This window comes from Priestia megaterium (genome assembly GCF_046599315.1).
Classification (GTDB): domain Bacteria; phylum Bacillota; class Bacilli; order Bacillales; family Bacillaceae_H; genus Priestia; species Priestia megaterium_F.
On sequence record NZ_JBKIKC010000002.1, the window covers coordinates 502021 to 519452 of the forward strand.

General features: G+C 37.7%; 20 protein-coding genes and 1 pseudogene. 14 read left to right on the top strand and 7 right to left on the bottom strand.

Features of this window, described 5'->3' with window-relative positions; genetic code table 11:
- The first annotated feature begins 153 nt into the window (after positions 1 to 153).
- Both ACLHDF_RS09925 and ACLHDF_RS09930 read left to right on the top strand, forming a co-directional pair.
- Complete coding sequence (locus tag ACLHDF_RS09925; RefSeq protein ID WP_413918688.1) at positions 154 to 1020, top strand: metallophosphoesterase; 867 nt, start codon at positions 154 to 156, stop codon at positions 1018 to 1020.
- Between the two features lie 138 nt (positions 1021 to 1158).
- Complete coding sequence (locus tag ACLHDF_RS09930; RefSeq protein ID WP_413918689.1) at positions 1159 to 1455, top strand: hypothetical protein; 297 nt, start codon at positions 1159 to 1161, stop codon at positions 1453 to 1455.
- Between the two features lie 58 nt (positions 1456 to 1513).
- Here ACLHDF_RS09930 and ACLHDF_RS09935 read toward each other — a convergent pair whose 3' ends face one another.
- Positions 1514 to 3631 carry an RNA degradosome polyphosphate kinase gene (locus tag ACLHDF_RS09935; RefSeq protein WP_413918690.1) on the bottom strand — a complete coding sequence of 706 codons (2118 nt, stop codon included), beginning with the start codon at positions 3629 to 3631 and terminating at the stop codon, positions 1514 to 1516.
- A gap of 89 nt (positions 3632 to 3720) precedes the next feature.
- On the bottom strand, positions 3721 to 3909 hold the full coding sequence (locus tag ACLHDF_RS09940; RefSeq protein ID WP_413918691.1) for a hypothetical protein: 189 nt from the start codon (positions 3907 to 3909) through the stop codon (positions 3721 to 3723).
- 341 nt (positions 3910 to 4250) lie between these two features.
- Between ACLHDF_RS09940 and ACLHDF_RS09945 the strand changes: the two genes are divergently transcribed.
- Positions 4251 to 4763 (top strand): L,D-transpeptidase family protein, encoded by a 513-nt coding sequence (locus ACLHDF_RS09945; protein WP_413918692.1) that lies wholly within the window; start codon positions 4251 to 4253, stop codon positions 4761 to 4763.
- A gap of 254 nt (positions 4764 to 5017) precedes the next feature.
- A complete protein-coding gene (locus ACLHDF_RS09950; protein WP_057241776.1) occupies positions 5018 to 5485 on the top strand; it encodes a YkyB family protein in 468 nt (155 codons plus the stop codon).
- A gap of 49 nt (positions 5486 to 5534) precedes the next feature.
- Here ACLHDF_RS09950 and ACLHDF_RS09955 read toward each other — a convergent pair whose 3' ends face one another.
- Positions 5535 to 6440 (bottom strand): chemotaxis protein, encoded by a 906-nt coding sequence (locus tag ACLHDF_RS09955; protein ID WP_413918693.1) that lies wholly within the window; start codon positions 6438 to 6440, stop codon positions 5535 to 5537.
- 289 nt (positions 6441 to 6729) lie between these two features.
- Between ACLHDF_RS09955 and ACLHDF_RS09960 the strand changes: the two genes are divergently transcribed.
- The 5 genes from ACLHDF_RS09960 (at position 6730) to ACLHDF_RS09980 (ending at position 10103) form a co-directional block, all read left to right on the top strand.
- A complete protein-coding gene (locus ACLHDF_RS09960) occupies positions 6730 to 7329 on the top strand; it encodes a TetR/AcrR family transcriptional regulator (RefSeq protein WP_413918694.1) in 600 nt (199 codons plus the stop codon).
- A gap of 113 nt (positions 7330 to 7442) precedes the next feature.
- The gene (locus tag ACLHDF_RS09965; protein ID WP_013056022.1) at positions 7443 to 7637 is read left to right on the top strand and encodes a hypothetical protein; all 195 of its coding nucleotides are present in this window, start codon (positions 7443 to 7445) and stop codon (positions 7635 to 7637) included.
- Positions 7638 to 7856: 219 nt separating this feature from the next.
- Positions 7857 to 8078, top strand: coding sequence for an IDEAL domain-containing protein (locus ACLHDF_RS09970; RefSeq protein ID WP_413918695.1), 222 nt, complete (start codon positions 7857 to 7859; stop codon positions 8076 to 8078).
- Between the two features lie 96 nt (positions 8079 to 8174).
- Positions 8175 to 9338 carry an aminotransferase A gene (locus ACLHDF_RS09975; protein ID WP_413918696.1) on the top strand — a complete coding sequence of 388 codons (1164 nt, stop codon included), beginning with the start codon at positions 8175 to 8177 and terminating at the stop codon, positions 9336 to 9338.
- Between the two features lie 153 nt (positions 9339 to 9491).
- Positions 9492 to 10103 (top strand): nitroreductase family protein, encoded by a 612-nt coding sequence (locus ACLHDF_RS09980; protein WP_413918697.1) that lies wholly within the window; start codon positions 9492 to 9494, stop codon positions 10101 to 10103.
- Positions 10104 to 10139: 36 nt separating this feature from the next.
- Here ACLHDF_RS09980 and ACLHDF_RS09985 read toward each other — a convergent pair.
- Positions 10140 to 10913 (bottom strand): annotated as a pseudogene (locus ACLHDF_RS09985) (SDR family oxidoreductase); the annotation flags it as partial.
- Between the two features lie 156 nt (positions 10914 to 11069).
- Here ACLHDF_RS09985 and ACLHDF_RS09990 point away from each other — a divergent pair.
- Positions 11070 to 11753 carry a GNAT family N-acetyltransferase gene (locus tag ACLHDF_RS09990; RefSeq protein WP_413918698.1) on the top strand — a complete coding sequence of 228 codons (684 nt, stop codon included), beginning with the start codon at positions 11070 to 11072 and terminating at the stop codon, positions 11751 to 11753.
- A 20-nt stretch (positions 11754 to 11773) separates the two neighbouring features.
- On the opposite strand, the gene ACLHDF_RS09995 is transcribed toward ACLHDF_RS09990, so the two are convergent.
- Positions 11774 to 12550 carry a hypothetical protein gene (locus ACLHDF_RS09995; protein ID WP_034275587.1) on the bottom strand — a complete coding sequence of 259 codons (777 nt, stop codon included), beginning with the start codon at positions 12548 to 12550 and terminating at the stop codon, positions 11774 to 11776.
- A 248-nt stretch (positions 12551 to 12798) separates the two neighbouring features.
- Here ACLHDF_RS09995 and ACLHDF_RS10000 point away from each other — a divergent pair, with 248 nt between their 5' ends.
- The 4 genes from ACLHDF_RS10000 to ACLHDF_RS10015 all read left to right on the top strand — a co-directional run bounded on the left by ACLHDF_RS10000 (position 12799) and on the right by ACLHDF_RS10015 (position 15398).
- A complete protein-coding gene (locus ACLHDF_RS10000) occupies positions 12799 to 13674 on the top strand; it encodes a LysR family transcriptional regulator (RefSeq protein WP_413918699.1) in 876 nt (291 codons plus the stop codon).
- Positions 13675 to 13812: 138 nt separating this feature from the next.
- The gene (locus ACLHDF_RS10005; RefSeq protein WP_413918700.1) at positions 13813 to 13947 is read left to right on the top strand and encodes a hypothetical protein; all 135 of its coding nucleotides are present in this window, start codon (positions 13813 to 13815) and stop codon (positions 13945 to 13947) included.
- A gap of 399 nt (positions 13948 to 14346) precedes the next feature.
- Complete coding sequence (locus tag ACLHDF_RS10010; RefSeq protein WP_013082263.1) at positions 14347 to 14715, top strand: CidA/LrgA family holin-like protein; 369 nt, start codon at positions 14347 to 14349, stop codon at positions 14713 to 14715.
- Positions 14712 to 15398 (top strand): LrgB family protein, encoded by a 687-nt coding sequence (locus ACLHDF_RS10015; RefSeq protein WP_413918701.1) that lies wholly within the window; start codon positions 14712 to 14714, stop codon positions 15396 to 15398. The genes ACLHDF_RS10010 and ACLHDF_RS10015 overlap by 4 nt, the downstream gene beginning before the upstream one ends.
- 39 nt (positions 15399 to 15437) lie before the next feature.
- Here the strand turns inward: ACLHDF_RS10015 and ptsP are convergent, their stop codons facing one another.
- Positions 15438 to 17159, bottom strand: coding sequence for a phosphoenolpyruvate--protein phosphotransferase (gene ptsP, locus ACLHDF_RS10020; protein WP_413918702.1), 1722 nt, complete (start codon positions 17157 to 17159; stop codon positions 15438 to 15440).
- Positions 17159 to 17425, bottom strand: a complete 267-nt coding sequence (locus tag ACLHDF_RS10025; protein ID WP_413918703.1) for a phosphocarrier protein HPr — start codon at positions 17423 to 17425, stop codon at positions 17159 to 17161. Before ACLHDF_RS10025 ends, ptsP begins: the two co-directional genes overlap by 1 nt.
- Between the last annotated feature and the right edge of the window lie 7 nt (positions 17426 to 17432).

Sequence of the window (17432 nt, forward strand, 5' to 3'; positions counted from 1 at the left end):
CCGTAAGTGTTTTACAACTATCATTTTACTATTTTTTCTGAATAAAGTGAAATATTTATCTATTTAACTCAAAAGCATACTTCTCGTTGTGAGGATAAAAAAAACAATGCTATAATGAAAACTTGAAAACTATAAGGAATAGGTTGATTTTGCATGAAAAAGACGTACACAAGACGATCTTTTTTGAAAGGACTAGCGTCTATTTCGTTAGGGTCTTTGCTCACCACGTCTTTTGGGTATACATATGCCAAATACATTGAGCCTAGACGCCTGCAAATTGTTCGTCATACGATTACTTCTAAAAATATTCCGAAAAGCTTTAACGGAATAAAAATTTTGCAATTTAGTGATATTCACCTTGGACTTTCTTACGATTTATTACAACTAGAACAGCTTATGGTGACCATAAATAACTTGAAGCCTAATATCATATTATTCACTGGTGATTTAATGGATGTACCTAATGAATACCCGCATCCAGAAAGAATCCCCCCGATTTTACAGAGGCTTCAGGCTCCTCTTGGGAAATACGCAATATATGGAAACCATGATCATGGAGGATATGGAACAAATATCTACAAACAAGCTATTGAAGACGCAGGATTTAGACTTTTAGTAAATGAAGTTGACACGGTGTCCATGCCTGATAACAGCTACATTCATATTTGTGGACTCGATGATATTATGCTCGGGAATCCACAATATGAAGGGACGCTAGGGCAATTACAGTCGGATATCTTTTCTATTGCTATGATTCATGAACCCGACGTTGCTGTCAAAGCAGCTCCTTTTCCGGTGGACCTTCAGCTCTCCGGTCATAGTCACGGAGGTCAAATTCAAATTCCTTTTTACGGTCCTTTGATTACCCCTCCCTTCGGAACAGTTTATCCTGAAGGAATGTACGAAGTTGGAGATTCTAAAATGAAGCTTTATGTAAATAGAGGCTTAGGAACCACTCGCATTCCTTTTCGCTTTTTAGCTACGCCTGAAATTACGCTCTTCACCTTGCAATCAACATAAAAACGCCCTTACAAGGCGTTTTTTTGTCTTTTTTTAGCTGATCATGACCGCCTAATTCTAGTCTAAAAGAAATAAACCAGGCTCAAAAGCTTTCGTTCAACCATACACTACAAAGACAACTGACAAGGAGGTTAAATTATGTACTATCATTATCCCTATGCAGGATATCGCAATATTCCAAATGGTGACGAGCGCTTTTTTGGATTCCCTTTTGTTGCTGGATTAGCTGGTGGGCTGCTTGGCGGACTAGCTGTTGGCGGATTTGGAGGTAGACCTGGGTGCTGTCCACCGCCTTACCCTTATCCAGTTCCTTTTTACGGCGGCGGTGGATTTCCGGGAGGCGGTTACCCTGGTGCCGGATTTGGAGGCGGCGCTCCTGTTTATAACACATACTACGGACCTGGATACGGTCCTGTTGGTTCCATTCCTAGATGATGACATGACTAAAAAGCCGAGTATTCGGCTTTTTTGATGTGTAAAGGTATTTTTTACGTTATTCTTGATCACCGCTGAGAGCATATTGGCAAAAGATCTCTTGACTATTAATAGAAGGCTCATGTTCTTTTTTTATGACGTAATGATAATTTCCTTCTTGATCTTGCTCTCGTGCTTTTACATTATCAGCGAGCATAACTTCAAGCCACTTCCATACCTTTTTTTTCAAATGTGTATCCAAGATAGGAAATAAAATTTCTACTCGTTTCACCATATTCCTTGTCATCATATCTGCAGATGAAAAGAAGAACTTCTCCTGTTTATTGTGATGAAAATAATAGATTCGGCTATGTTCTAAAAATCTTCCGACAATGCTTCTTACCCTTATATTCTCGCTGACGCCTTGAATTTGAGGGCGCAAGCAGCATGCTCCTCTAACAATGAGCTCGATGGTCACACCAGCTATAGAAGCTTCGTATAGCTTCATAATTAAAATTTTATCCGTCAGCGAGTTCATTTTCCCAATGATTTTCCCATTACCATACCGCCTGTGATAATTAATTTCCTGATCAATAAGATGCAGAAAATCATTTCTTATATCAAATGGCGCGACTGATAAATGATGATATAAGGGTTTTTGCGTATAGCCACTTAAGTAGTTAAAGAAATTGGCCGCATCTATTCCAATGTTTCGGTTGACAGTAAAAAGACTTATATCCGTATAGACCTTTGCCGTCGCATCGTTGTAATTCCCCGTGCCAAGGTGAACAAATCGTTTGATATGCTCTCCTTCCCTTCTCACCACGAGCGTAATTTTACCATGCGTTTTTAAATGCGTCATTCCATATATCACGTGACACCCTGCCTGCTCTAGCTCTTTGGCCCATTGCACGTTGTTCTCTTCATCAAACCTCGCTTTTAGTTCAACTAATACCGTCACTTGTTTACCATTTGCAGCTGCGCGCTTTAATGCTTTAATAACAGGAGAAGCTCCGCTTACCCTGTATAACGTTTGCTTAATGGCAAGTACATTCTCATCGTCCGCTGCATAGTTAACAAAATCAAGGACGGGCTTAAACGATTCATAAGGATGATGAAGTAAAATATCTCTTTGAATCATTTGATCGAAAATATTTTGATTCGACTGTATCGTAGGCTTAGGAATAAAGGCTTTTTCAGCCAGCTCTTCATGCGTAGATTTAAGTAATCTATAAAACGAAAATAAACTAGTTAAGTCTAGCTGTCCTTCGATCCAATACACATCTTCATCATGGATTTCAAGTACTGACTTTAAATACGCTAGTACAGTCTGATCATATGGACCGTTAATTTCAAGACGAACAGCCGCTCCCCATTTTCGTTTCTGTAGCTCTTCTTCAATTTCTTTTAGTAAATCTTGAGCTTCTTCTTCGTGAATAGTCATATCTGCATTACGGGTAATTCGAAATTGAGAAATAGAAGAAACGCGGTACCCATTAAACAACTTTATAATAAAATAAGCAATAACATTCTCTAGCAATACAAATACACGAGTAGAATCTGACGCAGCTATTTCAATATAACGCGTTAGCACCGAAGGTACTTGGACGATAGCTAGCCTTCCTTTTATCTCCGCAATTTGCTGCTCATCATTTAACTTTTCCGAAAGGACAACTGCCAAGTTCAAGCTTTTATTCAGCAACATAGGAAACGGCCGGCAGGCATCAATAGCCATAGGAGTTAATACGGGAAAGATTTGCTCGTCAAAATACTGTTCAAGCTTATCTAGATTAGATTTTTCCAGTTCTTCAACCGCAATGATTTTCACACCGTATTTCTGTAATTCAGGAAGAAGCTTATAAATATATGTATCATACTGTTGCTTTACTAAATCGTGGCTTTGTTTAGAGATAGAGAATAGCTGCTGCTTAGGAGCTAAACCTGCTTTGTTTTCCGGTTTGTTGAATCCAGCTTTCACTTGATCTTTTAATCCGGCTACCCGAATCATAAAGAATTCATCTAGATTCGAACTAAAAATCCCTAGAAATTTAAACCGCTCAAGCAAAGGATTTTTCGTATCTACAGCTTCTTCCAAGACCCGTTTGTTAAAGGCTAGCCAGCTCAATTCACGATTATTATAATAAGCTGAATCAGCTACTTGTATTGTTTGCTTATGAGTGCAATTCCTTTCTAGCATTGACCTCACCTTCCAGGATAATCAATTTAATCTAGTTAGCTATATTGAATATTCTAACCGACCCAGTGTCGTCCTAAAGCTTAGTAAATTCAAGAACAATATTTTTTCACCACTTTTTCTAAATGCTTTTTCTGTTTTTCAGCCTCATATAGTTCACGGCGAAAATCTTTTGTACATAATAGTTTAATCGTAACCGTGTCTTTATCGTTTTTCATATCAATATTTTGAACAAGATTTCGCTTTAGTGCATGCGATATGGAATATATTAACAAAATCACACCGAGCAGCTGAACTCTTTTTGTTCTTCTTTTATTAACCACTTTTTAAAAGAAGCAGCCTATTGCCTGAAAGAAGAGTTCCCTTTATATGAAGAAACAGGTGCTAACTTTAAAGGTTCCCGATGAAAGATTCCATTTATTGTGCGATTAGTGAGCACATAAAACGTATGCTGACTGCTTAATTATGCATCAATATGCTCTCCTATATCAATTAGTCCATGCTTATGAATCAATGTAATTTCAACACCTTTTCAAAGTAACTCTCTGCTTACAAAAGTCACTTTTACTTTTTTCAATCGTATACTGCTATAGCAGAGTCGTAAATCAAAGGAGCGAAGTTAATGAGATATACAGTAAAGCGCGGTGACACCTGGCAAAGCGTTTCAGGAGACTACCGGATTCCAGTTGAAGACCTTTGGGTAGCTAACCCTTTTATAAGCCATAGCACGCTGACACCTGGGCAAGTAATCGTCATTCCAAGCCTTCCCGATAAAGAGTTCATTCCTTACACGATCCACGTGTTCATTGCTGAAAAACAGCTTGAATTACGAAAAAATAATATCATACAAAAGGTCTATCCTATTGCAGCAGGAAAAATGCTGAGCGCAACTCCTACTGGAGACTTTGTTATCGTTAACCGTGAACCAAACCCTGGAGGCCCTTTTGGCACAATGTGGCTAAGCTTGTCTAAAAAGTCATATGGCATTCATGGAACAAATGATCCAGGTTCTATCGGAAAAGCCGTCTCCAAAGGATGCATTCGTATGTATAATGCTCAAGTAAATGAGCTAGCTCAGATTGTCCCAAATGGTACGGGTGTTTATATTCGACCTTCTCGCCGAATGGCCCAATAGTTAGCGCTTTAGCAATCAATGATTGTTTAACTGTGCGAGCAGCACTTTTTAAAAATAGAAAGCATAGCGTGCTGTTCCACTTTACTTGCATAAGGAAGCGCAACAAAACAAACCCTATACATAAGAAATTTCATTAATTACCAAAATACTTCTTCGTGTAATTATTTTCAAATGGGACAAGACACGCTATAATGAACGTATCAGCTTTCACCTTATATGTTGAATAGCTGATATGATAGAAAGGGAGTGAACGTATGTCTCAAGCAAATGGACAAGGCTCTTTGACCCCGTCTGTATCTGAGATTGCACAAGCTATTTTCACTGTAAATCGTCACGCAAAAGCTGCTCCTGATCCTAAGCAGTTATACATGTTAAAAAAAATTGCATTAGATCAACTAATTTTAGAAGGAAAAGCCAAAAAAGAAGGACTTCACTTTTCGCCAAACCCTGGTAAAAGTCAACAAAAATCAGATGTACTTGTATCAGTTGGAGACTACTTTTTCCATATGCCTCCAAAGAAAGAAGACTTCAAAGAGTTATCACACCTCGGCCATTTAAACCATCAGTATCGAAATCCCAAAACGACTATGTCATTATCTTATGCGAAGCGCTTATTATCTAAATATACGGGGCATCTCGTACAGCCGGCAAAAAGCCCTGTTTCGACTCCAAGAAAACGGCAAGCACCTGTGTTTAAACCGCTGGGTAAAAGTTATTTTTAAAAAAGTGCCTGAAGTGGAGCAATCTGCTTTCAGGCACTTTTACGTTATTCTATAGAATATGGAGATCAATTAATTCAACAAGCTCTCCGATTTCTGGTTTACTTACTTGTCCTTCCGCTCCTACCACCTTTCCCTTGTGACGTAAATCTTCTGTGATAAGAGAAGAGAAGATAATAACTGGAAGTATAGAAAGCTGAGGGTTTTCTTTCACTTTTTTAGTTAAATGATGTCCATCCATTTGCGGCATTTCTATATCTGTAATAAGCAGCTGAACTTGATCACCGATTTCCACTCCTTCATCTATTACCGAGCTTAAATAGTTCCATGCTTCCTCACCGTTCTCAAAAAATTCCGTGTTCTCATATCCTGCTTGTGCAAGGGTATCTTCAATCATTCGACGCAGCAGCGGCGAATCTTCAGCCACAATAATCTTTTTATCAGACCGTTCCCTAGTCCCCAGCCTTTTTATTTTCGACTGATTAATACCCGCATCAGGGTTCACGTCAGAAATCAGCTTTTCGAAGTCTAACAACAGGATCATTTGGCCGTTTAATTTCACCACTCCAATAATCTGCGTTTCCAAACCTTGATACAAATCTGAAGGCTTCTCAATTTCTTTCCAAGAAATACGGTGAATTTGCGTCACTGCATGTGTATGAAAGACAATTTTTTGTTGATTAAACTCTGTAACAATTAACTTGTCTTTTTCCGGGGTATGTGAAGGTTCCATTTTTAACGCTTTTGCTATATCAACAACAGGAAGAACTTCCCCTCTTAGCTCTATAATACCTTCTATGTAAGAATGTGCATTTGGAACGGGTGTAATAGACACTGGATTAATAATCTCTCTAACTTTTACTACATTAATGCCAAATAAAACATTTCCGATCTCAAATTCGACAATTTCCAGCTCGTTTGTCCCACTCTCTAATAAAATTCCTTTATCTTGATTCATATCACTTACTCCTCTCATTTCACCGACTTATCTAATAGTCCATATTTCCTATTATAATAACCGCCTCTTATATCCGTAAAGAACAATTTGTCTATTTTGTTATTCTTAACGCTAAAACATATACACAGAATATTGTTTTACGAATTAACAGAATATTATATACTATATAAAAACATGAGCTTTGATTCCTTCGTCTCATCCTCTGCTCAGTTTTTAATTGCTTTACTTCTCTATACTAGCGTATTAACTGGATTCAAATGACTACTCCTATTTAAATGAGGTGTAATTTATGAACAGAGGATTACAAAAAGAAGAAACAAAAAAACGCATCCAAAAAGCAGCTATCTCTTTGTTCCAGCAGCAGGGATATCAAAAAACGACTGTTTCTCAAATTACGCATGAAGCGGGTGTAGCAAAAGGAACATTTTTTAATTACTTCAAAACAAAAGAAGAAGTTCTTCACTACCTTGGAATTAATTTCACAAACCGTATCTCCTATAAATTAGAACAGCTCCTTCAAACCGAAGAATCGATTGCTGCCATTGTTAAACAACTGTTTTTATTACTAGCACAATCAAACGAAGAGGCTAACCCCCACCTTATCCGCTCTTGGTTTCATATTGCTATTACCAACAGTTCCTTTCAACAATCTGAAATTCTTCAAATTGAAAAAATGCGTGCTCATTTTACAAAAGTTTTTCAAACAGGACAAGACCGAGGTGAACTTATAGTCGATATCCCTGCTGAAGAAATGGCTTCGATTGCTATACTTAATTTTTTTGGCACGCTTCTCTACTGGTGTACCAACCATCCTGACTCTATTGCCCTTCAAGAAAGAATAGAAAGGTCGGTTACTCTTCTATTTAGAGGGTTTCTTATTCATTCCTAAAAGCCCGTTCACAAATTTTTAACAAGAAATCGAAGATAGCTGTGGACTCTACAGCCAAAACGGTTTATACTACACAAAGTGAATGAATAATCTCAAAAGAAGGTGTTCGTAATATGAAAGGCTCCGTCATTCTTTTTAATGACGATAATGAAATGACCATTATTGAAAACGTAGAAGAAGCTGTGTATCAAGATATCAAAGAACAAGAAGGCTCTGACCACTGCGTTGTAACATTGGACGATCATGAAGTTGATTTTGGCTATGTTTCTCCCGTTTATTGGCGTGAAGGCCAAATACACACTGACTAATATACAAGACCTGCATAGATACATATGCAGGTCTTTTTATGCGCCTATTTCTTTGAACCTAGAATTGAATGTGAAGCGAGAAACCTCTGAATTTACGTTTTGTTTTATAACACATAACTCAGCACATTCTCAGCTAAAAACAGGGTTAACAACTATATAGAAAGGGTACATTTCAAGTAATAGAAGCTGCGTTTTATTTTAAAAAAGGAGGTTTATGTTATGAGTTCTTACCGAAAAAATATGAATCACTATCCTCACTCATCTGAGTACACGCCTTACCAGCACTATTACGCGAAAGAAGCTAATCGCATTTTGACGACACTGAGTACAAACTTTAATAAACAGCATTTGAAATCTCTTATTGACAATGCATTAGATGATAGAGACGAAGAACAATTTTATGAATTAACAACTGCCTATAATAAGCTATATAATACCTAACTTAAAACCACTATTTGCAAAATGCGCAAATAGTGGTTTTTTACCTATTTTCATTGTGATAAAATGAGTTGAAAATACGCGGAAGGATTTGAAACCATGGAGCACTTAATCAATAAACGTGTCAAAGAAATTGAATTATCAGGAATACGTACATTTTATAATATGGTCTCACAATATCAAGATGTTTTATCCCTCACAATTGGACAACCTGACTTCTTAACACCACAACATGTAAAAGAAGCGGCAAAATCTGCAATTGATGATAACCAAACTTCTTATACCCACAATGCGGGAACAATAGAACTACGCGAGGCAGCAGCTCAATTTGTCAAAGAAAAATATGACTTACACTACAGTCCAGCTGATGAAGTTATCGTGACAATTGGAGCTAGTCAAGCAATTGATATTGCTCTTCGCACCATTTTAGAAGAAGATTCCGAAGTTATTTTACCTGGACCAGTATATCCGGGATATGAACCGCTTATCCGATTAAATGGAGCTAAACCTGTACATATTGATACAACCAAGACGGGGTTTCGACTAACAGCGGATTTAATTCAACAACATTTGACGTCTAAAACAAGATGCGTCATCTTACCTTATCCGTCTAACCCCACAGGCGTGACATTATCTCAGCAAGAATTAGAAGAGATTGCTGCTCTTTTAAGTGATAAAAACATTTTTGTATTGTCTGATGAAATATACAGCGAGCTAGTTTTTAATAAAAAGCATCAGTCAATTGCTTCCATTCCATCTATGAGAGACAAAACGATTGTCATTAATGGAGTATCAAAATCTCATTCCATGACAGGCTGGCGAATCGGCCTTTTATTTGCTCCTTCTTATTTAGCCAAACATATTTTAAAAGTTCATCAATACAACGTGAGCTGTGCTTCTTCTGTTTCCCAAGCAGCTGCCCTTGAAGCACTGATAGCAGGCAAAAACGATGCGGTGGATATGAAAAAAGAATACGAACAAAGACTGAATTATGTTTATGATCGACTAGTAAAAATGGGATTTGACGTGGAAAAGCCGACTGGTGCTTTTTATATCTTCCCTTCTATTCAGAACTTCCACAGTAATTCATTTGATTTTGCACTGGAATTAGTAAAAGAAGCGGGTGTTGCACTAGTACCCGGCAGTGCCTTTTCTACTCACGGTGAAGGATATGTACGCCTATCGTATGCGTATTCCATGAACACTCTGCGTGAAGCCTGCGATCGAATTGAAGCTTATCTTACATCTCGTAAATCACGTTAAGCCGATGGTAAGAAGTGTATACATTTTTTGGGCGAGTGACAGCACATAAGAGCGGGTATACTAAAAGCATATAAATTGACTTCAGTAGTGTATCATTATAAAATGTGCATCGATTGACTAAAGAAATACATACTTTTAACGGAGGTTTTTATTATGACCAAAGATTTTTTTGACGTGGTAAATGAACGTACATCGATTCGTGAATATGACTCTTCAGCTAAATTAAGCAAAGAAGAATTAATCGAACTTTTAGAAGCAACAGTGAAGTCACCATCAGCTTGGAACTTACAGCACTGGCACTTTGTTGTTATTACAGATCAAGATGCTAAAGAACGTCTACTTCCAATTGCTTACAACCAAAAACAAATTACAGAAGCAGGTGCTGTAGTAGCTATCTTAGGTGATTTAGAAGCAAATAAAAATGTAGATGACGTGTACAACCCACTAGTTGAAGCAGGTCACATGACAGAAGATGTAAAAAATATTTTGTCAGGACAAATTAATGGCGCTTATAAAAACGCTGCTTTTGCACGCGATGCAGCGTTTACGAATGCTTCCCTTGCTGCTATGACATTTATGCTTGCAGCAAAAGCAAAAGGATTAGACACTTGTTCAATGGGCGGATTTAACGCACAAAAATTTGTAGAAGAATTTAAAATTGAGGATCGATACATTCCGGTTATGCTTATCTCAGTTGGAAAAGCAGCTAAAGAAGCACACGCTAGCGATCGTCTACCACTAGATCAAGTTACAACTTGGATTTAACAAAAAACCCTGCAGCTGCGGGGTTTTTCTATGTAACTAAATGGATTTCACCATGCCTCCGTCAATTAGAAATGACTGGCCTGTCATATATGAATTCGCTCCCGATGCAAAGAAAGCAACGGCTTTAGCAAACTCTTCAGGCTGGCCGTAGCGCTTAAGGGGAATTTGATTTCTTATCTCTTCTTCAATTTCTGAAACGCCTACTCCCAATTTTTCAGCACGAATCGTATCTAGCTCTTTTACTCGGTCTGTTGCAATTCTTCCTGGTGCAACCGTATTAATTAAGATACCGTCCTCTGCCAATTCCGATGCGAGTGTTTTGGTAAGCCCCACGATTCCTGTACGGAAGGTATTTGATAGAATAAGTCCAGCAATTGGCTCTTTAATAGAAGAAGAAGCAATATTGACAATACGTCCTCCGCTCTTTTTCATAGCGGGCACTACCTCACGAATGATGCGAATATAACTGAGGAGATTTAACTCAAATGCTTGCTTCCAGTCTTCATCTGTTAACGAAAGGAAGTTCCCTGCTTTGGGGCCCCCTGTATTATTAAGTAAAATGTCAATGCTTCCAAACGTATCTACCGTATATTGAATAACCTCTTGAATATCATGAGTTTTTGTAACATCTGCCGTTTTATGTAATACTTGTCCACTTCCAAGGTATGAGAGCTCTTCAGCTACTTGGATTAGTTTCTCTTCTGAACGACTTGCAAGCATAACGTTTGCGCCTTCTTCTGCAAGCATGGCAGCAATCGCTTTGCCAAGCCCTTGACTAGCCGCAAATACAAGCGCTGTTTTTCCTTTTAATTAAATATCCATCTTTTTTTCACCTCATCTAATAGTTTGAATATTTTTAACTTTATCACTTCGCGGCAAACCCTTCAATAAATATGAAATAATTTCTTTTTCACATATGGTATACTTAATTATCTGAAAATTATTTCTTAAAGGAGGTAAAAAGCAGTGTATAAAAAACAATGCTATGTCTTTCATCAAAATAAACCTCTGACATGTACCGTACGATCGTATACATCCAGTGATTTTGATGAGTTAATTCGGATTCAAGAAGAAAGTTTCCCTCCTCCTTTTCCTTCTGAATTATTATGGAGCAAAGATCAGTTAAATAACCACGTTTCTCTCTTTCCAGATGGAGCACTATGCGTGGAGGTAGACGGGACAATATGCGGGTCTATCACAAGCGCGATTGTTTCAGTGGAAGGCAATGCGGCTCATACGTGGGCTGAAGTAACAGGAAGCGGATATATTTATACGCACGATCCTTCTGGTAATACGCTTTATGTAGTAGACGTATGCGTCGCTCCTTCCCATAGGTCGATGGGGCTTGGGAAGCTGCTTTTGCAGTCTTTATATGAAGTTGTGATTCATTACAAGTTAGAAAGGCTGCTCGGCGGATGCCGCATCCCTGGATACGCATCAGTTTCTTCCTTGTACACGCCTTTTGAATACATGAATCTTGTGTCAGCCGGAACTCTCTATGATCCCGTTATGACCTTTTTGATGCGCTGTGGCAGAACGCCTATTGGTTTAGCAGCAAACTATATTGAAGATGAAGATTCACACAACTACGCCGTACTAATGGAATGGAAAAATCCACTTTATACGGCTATTCAAAAAGCACGCAGCTGATGAGCTGCGTGCTTTTTAGACTATTGAACTTCTTCAATACTCCACTCTAGTTCTTTGTGAGTCAGAACAAGATGTGCTTGTAATTTACTCATCTCTTTATGTTCAAACCGATCATTATACATTTCATTCATGTCGTCAAAATCACCGATTGTATACAAAGGAATTTTAATATCTCTGCGCGATTGCACCATATGTTCAAAATCAATAAACAAACCGTCATTCGTTAAAGTAAGAAGAGTATTTGCTAAAACAAGCGGCAAAATTGGATATTCTAACTTCTTCCTTCTAAATACAAATCTTTTTTGCTTAATTGCTGACATTTTTAACGGAATGATTCGGCTTAAAATATGCTTCATATCATACACGTCTCGAAAATAGATTTTGTTATAAAATCCATCGTCGTGAGCTAAATAAACAAATTGGTTACCCAGTTTATTATTAAATGGCGAATTGAGCGGTTTTTTTAAATGACCTAAATACAGCAGCGCTGCAATATCTTGAGGTTCTAACAAATCCAACGAAGATATATCCTCAAAATCAATCCAACAAAAATCGCCATAATTATAAACGTCATCCTCTGCTAAAAGATGAATTTGTTCTTCTTCTACGTAATCCATATGGGTTTGGTAATGGTAATCACTGTCTTCAAAACCGTGCTTTAACAATAATATATTTGCAAGCGGCGTAGGAAGGGAATGATAAAACTCTTTAAATTCAATTCCATATGTAATAAAGCATTTTTTATTTACATGGCCATTAATATAAACGATATCTCTTATTTCATCTGCTTTACTCAACCGTTCTAACCACCTTATTGATTGATTCTGTGATCGATATGTAACCGTTCTACTGATTTATATATTATACTTCTAAAATAAACAATGTGTAAATATATATTGTTGGCAATTTCTTTCGTATTCATCACCTCTTCTACTGATCCTTTTATTTGATATGAAAGGGAGGTATAGAGCGGTTTGTAAATGTGGTAGAATGTGTGTATCTTAATGCCTTTTAATTGGCATGTATGAACACGGAGGTATACAAAATGGATGTTCGCCATTTGCATTACTTAACAGAAGTGGCTAAACATAAAAATTTCACAAGAGCTTCTGAAGCTCTACATATTTCTCAACCTTCTCTCAGTAAAATGGTTAAATCATTAGAAGAAGAGCTTGGCACACCTTTGTTTGATCGCGCCGGCAAACAAGTGCAGCTTACCGATGCAGGAATGATTGTGTATGAGCAAGCTGAAAGCATTTTATCTTCTCTCCGAGATTTATCGGATTCTCTTTACGATTTAATGCATTTAAAAAGAGGGACAATTAAAATAGGCATCCCCCCTATTATTGGTACATTGTTTTTCCCTACTATTATTAAAGCATTTCGAGAGCAATATCCTGAGATTCATATTCAATTAGTGGAATATGGTGCTAAAAGAATGCAAAAATTCGTGGAACAAGGAGAAGTAGATGTAGGCGTAGTTTTACTTCCGGTTGATGAAAATATGTTTTTTACGACACCTTTAGCACGAGAAACACTGCAGCTTGTTGTCCATAAATCTCATCCGCTGGCTCAGCATTCTACGATTTCATTAAAAGAGTTAAAAGATGAGACGCTTATTTCCTTTCATGAAGACTTCACCATGCATGAAATGGTGTATAACGAATGTTTAAAAAATGGGTTTACACCTAATATTGCTTTTAAAAGCTCTCAGTGGGACTTCATTGGAGAACTGGTAGCTGCTAATCTTGGCATTGCTCTTTTCCCTTATTCATTATGTCAAAAGCTTAATTTGGAGCATATGAAAGTGATTAATCTTGAAAATGCTATTCCATGGGAAATTGCTTTAATCGCTAAAAAAGATCGCTATATCTCTTATGCTACACAGGCTTTTATTGATTATATTAAAAGTACAGTTTAACAAGGCTTGGACAAAAGTAGTTTATTTAATGGAAGGAAGATCCGAACGAATTTGATTCTCGATGGAGAATCAAATTCGTTCGGATTTTTTCATGGTGATGGTGAACGTAGGTTTCATGTATATAGTTGTTTCTAGCTGGTGGTTGGAGGGCAAGGCGAAGACTCCTGCGGGAAAAGCGGAATAGGTGAGACCCCGCAGAAGCGTAAGCGACGAGGAGGCTCAGCGGCCGCCCGCGAAAAGCGAAGTCTGGCACGGAAATCAACAGCGGTGTAACAAGTGATCCATACTAGCTCATGTATCCCATTTGTTCATCTGTAGATTGAATTGATTTAGTTATGTCTCAATCTCTTTTTTTGATTGCCTTTTATTCAATAGTTGATCTTATATTTCACAAACTTTTTTTGAAAAGGTTACCAACGTATTTGTAAAGAGATTTCTTTCAACTATAACTAAAAAGAATAGTTATCATAGTTATTATATATTTCATATTATAGTCTTTTTTTTGTAAGATAAGTGTGTAGCATTCATTTACTTAAGTTGTACCCCCATTTGCAAAATCCAAATAGTTTCTCTTTTCCCATGATGGAGTCGTCTTTTCAGCATAGACGACTCCATTATTGTCTCAACAAATTAGGAATAAATGAATAAAAACATAGATAAAGGAGGCTAATCATGAAACTGATTATGGTGATTTTACAGATTTTATTACTAACGGCTTTGTTTTTAATAGGAGAAAGTATTTCACAATGGTTTGACCTCCCAGTGCCAGGTAGTATCATCGGATTTTTCTTACTGTTTTTCTTACTGTACTTTAAAGTAATTAAATTAAGCTGGGTTGAACAAGGTGGAACACTGTTAGTGGGAGAACTATTATTATTTTTCATACCAGCCGTCGTTGGACTCATCAATTATGGAGATGTATTGATGCATTTTGGAATTCAGATTGTGATTATTATCACAATCAGTACAATCATAGTGATGTCTATAACAGGAATCATTGCAGAACATATTTCAAGAAGAAAGGAAGGTTCGCTAAAATGACGTTACTCACATGGATTGCTCTTCCGCTTACACTGCTCGTTTATATTGGAACAAAAGTACTCTATAAAAAATATAAGTCTATGCTAGTTTCCCCTATTTTACTAGCCCCGATCCTTTTAATTGGCATCTTATTAGTAACGAATGGCTCTTATGACCATTATAAGCAAGGTGCCAGCGCTATTAGCTTTATGCTTGGTCCGGCAACCGTTGCTTTTGCTGTTCCTATGTTTAAGTATTTTGATTTACTCAAAAAACACCGTGTTGAAATCAGCTTAAGCGTAGGGCTCGGCACATTTGCTGCCATGATTTCTTCCATGCTGTTAGCATTAGTGTTTCATTTACAATCAACGCTAGTTCATAGCTTGATTCCAAGATCAGTGACAATTCCTATTGCAGTTAATGTATCTCAGACGCTAGGAGGAGATCCGAATATTACAATTATGTTTGTGATTATAACCGGTGTAGTAGGCTGTATGATGGCACCAAAGCTTATTAAGCTTCTCGCACTGCACTCTTCTCTAGCAAGAGGTCTTCTCTTAGGAGTAGCTTCTCATGGGACAGGTACAGCCAGAGCTTTTGAATTTGGGAAAATTGAAGGTACTTTTTCTAGCCTTGGCATGATCGTAGCAGCACTTCTTACAATGCTGTTTGCAAATATGCTTCTGCCTACTATTTTCGCCTAAAAGATAAAAAGGTGTGATCATATATGATCACACCTTTTTTTATCCAATATGAAAAGTTGATTTTACGAACTCAATAACTTCTTCCGTAGAAGACATTGATAGAATTGTATCTAAATGAGGTTCGATATCAGCTTTTGATAACTGACGGATTTGAGAACGAGCTTTTAGAATAGATGTTGCACTCATTGAAAATTCATCTAAGCCTAAGCCTAAAAGAATTGGAATTGCAATCTCATCTCCTGCCATCTCTCCGCACATGCCTACCCACTTACCTTCTTTGTGAGCCGCTTTGATTACCATATTCACTAAGCGAAGAATCGCTGGGTTATACGGTTGATATAAATAAGACACGCGCTCATTCATGCGGTCAGCAGCAAGCGTGTATTGAATTAAATCGTTTGTTCCGATAGAGAAGAAATCTACTTCTTTAGCAAATAAATCTGCGATTACCGCTGAAGAAGGAATCTCTACCATCATCCCTACTTCGATGTCTTCCGAAACTTGTACGCCTTCTTGTTGAAGTTTTGCTTTTTCTTCTAAAAGAATAGCTTTTGCTTGACGGAACTCATCAACAGTAGCAATCATAGGAAACATAATTTTCAGATTACCGTATACGCTTGCACGTAGAAGCGCACGAAGCTGTGTACGGAACATGTCTTGCATCTCTAGACATAAGCGAATGGCACGGAATCCTAAGAATGGGTTCATTTCTTTTGGTAGATTTAAATAAGGAAGCTCTTTGTCTCCACCAATGTCAAGAGTACGAACAACCACTGGTTTGCCTTCCATACGTTCAAGAACTGTTTTGTAAGAAGTAAACTGCTCTTCTTCCGTTGGAAGCTCTTCGCGGCCCATATATAAGAATTCTGTACGATAAAGGCCAACGCCTTCCCCGCCGTTTTCTAATACGCCTTTTACATCTTCCGGTGTACCAATGTTAGCTGCAAGTTCAACGTGATGATCATCAGCTGAAACCGTTTTTTCATTTACAAGCTTAGCCCATTCAGCTTTTTGCTCTGCATACTCATCGGCTTTTTTCTCATAGGCTCTTACTGTTTCTTCGCTTGGATCAACGATAACTTCGCCATCTAAACCGTCAACAATGACTAATACGCCGTTTTGAATGTCTTCCATAACTGTTTTTGTACCTACAACAGCTGGAATCTCCATTGAACGCGCCATAATCGCTGAGTGAGAAGTACGTCCGCCAATATCTGTTGTAAATCCTTTTACGAACTTACGATTTAGCTGTGCTGTATCAGACGGCGTTAAATCTTCTGCGATAATGACAACTTCTTCTGAGATTAGGCTTGGATTTGAAACGTTTACACCTAAAAGATGAGCTAATACACGTTTTGTTACGTCACGGATATCTGCAGCACGTTCTTTCATATATTCATTGTCCATTGACTCAAACATATTAATAAACATTGCCGCTACTTCATCAAGTGCATGTTCAGCGTTTACATTTTCATTTGTAATTTTATCTTTAATTGGATTAATAAGCTCAGGATCGCTTAGAACTAGTAGGTGAGCTTCAAAGATTTCTGCTTTGTCATCTCCAAGTTCTTTACGAGCGTGCTCTCTAATAATTTCAAGTTCTGATTTTGACGTTTCTAGCGCAGCTTCTAGACGTACTACTTCTGCTTCAACTTCAGTTACTGATTTTTTTTCAACGGTTAATTCTGGATTTTCTAGACGAAATGCTTTAGCAATAGCAATGCCGCTAGAAGCGGCAATGCCTTGAATTTCCTTTGTCATTATTCGCCTAATCCTTCTTTGCTCATTGTATCTTCAAGAGCAGTAAGTGCATCTGCTTCGTCAGAACCCTCTGCAGAGATAGTGATTGTAGCGCCTTTTTGAATACCTAAAGACATAACGCCCATGATTGATTTTAAGTTTACAGTTTTACCGTTGAATTCTAAGTTGATATCAGAATCAAATTTGCTTGCTGCTTGTACTAAAGTTGTTGCTGGACGTGCGTGAATTCCTGAGTCTGCTGTTACTGTAAATGTTTTTTGTGCCATGTTAAAT